5 protein-coding genes are annotated in these 3,667 nt (G+C 68.3%); 2 read left to right on the forward strand and 3 right to left on the reverse strand.

Annotated elements, in window-relative coordinates; genetic code table 11:
- The coding region (locus VGJ14_11270) for an HNH endonuclease (protein HEY2832994.1) at positions 1–284 on the forward strand (284 nt) is incomplete at its 5' end.
- An 84-nt stretch (positions 285–368) separates the two neighbouring features.
- Here VGJ14_11270 and VGJ14_11275 read toward each other — a convergent pair.
- From VGJ14_11275 to ygiD, 3 genes are all read right to left on the reverse strand, one after another.
- Positions 369–1,742 (reverse strand): hypothetical protein, encoded by a 1,374-nt coding sequence (locus VGJ14_11275; GenBank protein HEY2832995.1) that lies wholly within the window; start codon positions 1,740–1,742, stop codon positions 369–371.
- On the reverse strand, positions 1,739–2,245 hold the full coding sequence (locus VGJ14_11280; GenBank protein HEY2832996.1) for a SigE family RNA polymerase sigma factor: 507 nt from the start codon (positions 2,243–2,245) through the stop codon (positions 1,739–1,741). The genes VGJ14_11275 and VGJ14_11280 overlap by 4 nt, the downstream gene beginning before the upstream one ends.
- A 92-nt stretch (positions 2,246–2,337) precedes the next feature.
- A complete protein-coding gene (gene ygiD / locus VGJ14_11285) occupies positions 2,338–3,126 on the reverse strand; it encodes a 4,5-DOPA dioxygenase extradiol (GenBank protein HEY2832997.1) in 789 nt (262 codons plus the stop codon).
- 106 nt (positions 3,127–3,232) lie between these two features.
- On the opposite strand from ygiD, the gene VGJ14_11290 reads away from it, so the two are divergent.
- Positions 3,233–3,667, forward strand: a 435-nt coding sequence (locus tag VGJ14_11290) for an LLM class flavin-dependent oxidoreductase (protein HEY2832998.1), incomplete at its 3' end; no start/stop codon positions are given.

Genomic DNA, 3,667 nt, shown 5'->3' on the forward strand with positions numbered 1-3,667 from the left:
AAACCGACCACACCATCCGACGCGAACACGGCGGACTGACCGTGCGGGCCAACCTCGGTGACTTCTGCACCCACCACCACCAACTCAAGGACGCACCCGGCTGGAAGGTCTACCAGGACCCCGACGGGAACTTCACCTTCATCACCCCCAGCAGACGGGTCTATCGCACCCGACCACCCGGCGCCGACGGCGACGTCAAACCCGTCGAGACCATTGAGATCCCCAAACCATCCTCACGCCGCAAAGCCCCACCACCGAACGACGACGACCCCCCGCCGTTCTGAGGCTTTGCCACCCCCTCAACCACTCCCTAACGTCAGCGAAACCGAGGCCCATGGGCCACGGTCTCGCTGACGTTGCCGGGCGTTTCAGGTGGTGGCGGAGGTCCCCACGACGTCCTTGTCGGTGATCGCGGTGATCAGTGCGGACTGCAGCGAATCCATCCACTGCCCGACGACCTTCTCGTGCTCGTCGGCCTTCGCCGCGGACACCTTGCTGCCCGTGACCTCGAGGTTGGCCAGCAGCACGCTGCCGTCCTTGCGTTCGAAGTACACGGCACTCTCGCCATGCATCGTGTCGTCGGAGGCGTCGCGGTCGGCCCAGGAGCGCAGGTGCACCACGGTGCCGTCGTTCAGCGTCTTGGGCTCGCAGGCGCTCAGGCCGGCCTTGGCGTCGCAGGCGGCGTGGAACGCGGCGGAGCTGATCGAGCTCAGTTCAGCAGTCGCTCCGTAGTAGTCGCTGGGCAACTCGGCTGCCTTCTGACTGCCCGGCTCTAGGTCGACGGTGCCGGTGCCCAGCGTGAACGCTCCGCCCAGCGCCTTTTGCAGGATCGCCTGGTCGCGGTCGTGGTCGGACACCGCGACGGAGGAGGCTTTCGCGGATTCCGCGTGCGGCTGCACCCAGGGGTCGGCGGCGACTTTCTCAAGCGCGTGGTCGTACTCGCCCAGCCAGGCGGTTGCAGTCTTCTCCTCCGCGGCGGTCGCTGTCGCCGCGCCCCTCGCGACCATCTGGACCCGCAGGAGTGAGTGGTCGACCCGCTCCAGGTACGCGGCCGTGGCGCTTAGGTAACCCATACCGGCGCGATCCCCCGTGGGCTTCCATTCAGCTGGGACGCTGTACGAGCGCTGCACGAAGACGGTGCCGTTGCCGGTGTCGACGGGAGTGCAGGAACTGGTGTGCAGGCCTTTCTCCACCATCGGCGCACACTGCTCGGCGAGGGTGATGTTGCTCCCGTTACCGCCCAGCACTTCGATGCCGGCGACGACCGCGAATTCGTCGGGCAGGCCCTTGTCCGAGTCGGTGCCCCGGATGAGCTCCGCGCCGAACGGGTCGGAGTCGTCGGTCGCGGCCCAGTCCTTGCCGAGCACGTCGAGCAGGAGGCGGTTGTTGGCGTGGCGCATGTCAGCGGCGGCGGCCATCGCCTCGCTATCCGCCGGCGTCAGCGTCGGCTTGACCGCGGCCGTGCCGGGCGTCGGCTTGGTGTCGCCGATCGCGGGCGGCGCAGCGGGGGACGCGGGCACGACCTCCGCGCCCTGTCCGCTCATCCCGCCGGCCACGACGAACAGCCCCAACCCGGCGCTCAGCACGAACCCCGAGCTGACCGCCTGCATGGCACGCCGGCGGCGTCGAAACCGCCGGCCGATATGCCGCGCGGCATCGACGTCGGTTGGGGTGGCCTCGCGCCCGTCTGCGGCCGCGCCGCGCAGCATCGCGATCGTCTCGTCGTTCTCGTCCATGGTCATGCCGCCTCGCGTCCGATGCTTGTGGCGGAGAGCAGTCCGCGCAGTGCCTGCAGGCCCTTGGCGGCCTGACTTTTGACGGTGCCGGTGGAGATGCCGAGAAGGTCAGCGGTGTGCTCGACGTCGAGGTCCTCGACGTAGCGCAGTACGACGACGGCCCGTTGGCGGGGCGGCAGAGCAACGAGCGCCTCGACGACCCGCAGCGTCAGTCCGTCCTCGGTGGGCGCGGGTAGATCGGGGAGGCGCTCCGCCACCTGCTCGCGCCGCCACGGGCGACGGTGCTCGTCAATGGCGGCATTCACCACCGCACGATTGACGTAGCGGTGCGGTCCCTCATCGCGGCGAATCGTCGACCAGCGCGCGTACACCTGTGCCAACGCGGTCTGCACCACGTCCTCGGCGCGGTCGCGATCCCCGCACACCAAGTACGCAAGACGGCACAAACGCCGCCGCGTCGCATGCACGAACGCGGCAAACTCCGCGTCGTGCTCCTGCCCTCGTGCCACCCCTGAGCCCTTCTCGTGCCCGGCAACCCGTCCTACGGAGGGGACACGTCTCCAGGTTGCCCGGCGAGCGAGAAATTCTCAGGATTTTCTGGCTATCCCACCTGCACGGACAGCATCGACACCGAGCCGCCGTCAAATCCCTCGACGGGGAAGGCGACCGGCTCGTCGGGGTGACGTACCCCGAGCACGTAGAGCAGTGGCAGGTAATGCTCCGGGGTGGGCACGGACAGCGCGGCATCCGAGCCGGCGTCTTCGTAGGCCACGAGCTCGTCCACCCGGCCTGCCTCGATGTGTCCGCGCAGTGCGGTCTCGAACCGCACCGCCCAGTCGAAGGATTCCACGGGCCGGCGACCCCAGGCGTAGGTGTGCAGGTTGTGCACGACATTGCCGGAGCCGAAGATCAGCACGCCCTCGTCCCGCAGTACCTGCAGCTCCGAGGCGAGCGCGTAGTGCTGCGCGGGATCGAGGGTCTCGTCCAGGCCCAGTTGCACCACCGGGATGTCGGCGTCCGGGAACAGGTGCATCAGCACCGACCAGGTGCCGTGGTCCAGCCCCCAGTTCGGATCCTGCGCAATCACCATGGGCAGCATCAACTCGGCGACCCGTTCGGCCAGCTCCGGGGAGCCCGGTGCCGGGTACTGCACCTGATAGAGCTCCTGCGGGAACCCGCCGAAGTCATGGATGGTCGGCGGCGCTTCGTTGTCGGTGATCCGGCCACCGGGCACGTACCAGTGTGCGGACACCGCGAGCACCGCCCGCGGCCGCGGCAAGCGCTCGGCCAGCTCCCGCCAGGCCTTGGTCCAGGCGTTGCCCTCCAGCGCGTTCAGCGGATTGCCGTGCCCAACGAACAAGGCCGGCATCCGGGCTTGTTGGTCTGCCACACCGACCAGGGTATGCAGCGCCGAAATCCTGTCAGCTGCGGCCGGCGCGTCAGTGGCCTGTCGTGGCAGGGTGGAGAACCCCGCCCCGGGCCATGAGGAGGGATCAATGAAGATCTCGATGTTCCACCTGATGCCGCATCGGGAACTTCCCGATGACTTCACCGATCGGTACAAGTCGGTCTGGGTGACCCCGCCGTGGCACGAGCTGGCGGACGCGGAGCGGGTCGGGCAGTTCTACAACTGGACCTTCGACGAATTGATCCACGGCGCCGAGATGGGCTTCGACGGGATCTGCACCAACGAGCACCACCAGAACGCCTACGGCTTCATGCCGAACCCGAATCTCATGGGCTCGGTGCTGGCCCGGGCTACCAACCACCTGCCGGTGGCCATCGTGCAGATGGGCGCGACGCTGCCGAGCACGCAGCCGGCCATCCGCATCGCCGAGGAATACGCGATGCTCGACTGCATCTCCGGCGGTCGGCTGGTGGCCGGCATGCCCGCGGGCACCTCGATGGACGCCAACCAGTGCATGGGCATC

The sequence above is a fragment of the Sporichthyaceae bacterium genome (assembly GCA_036493475.1).
GTDB lineage: Bacteria > Actinomycetota > Actinomycetes > Sporichthyales > Sporichthyaceae > DASQPJ01.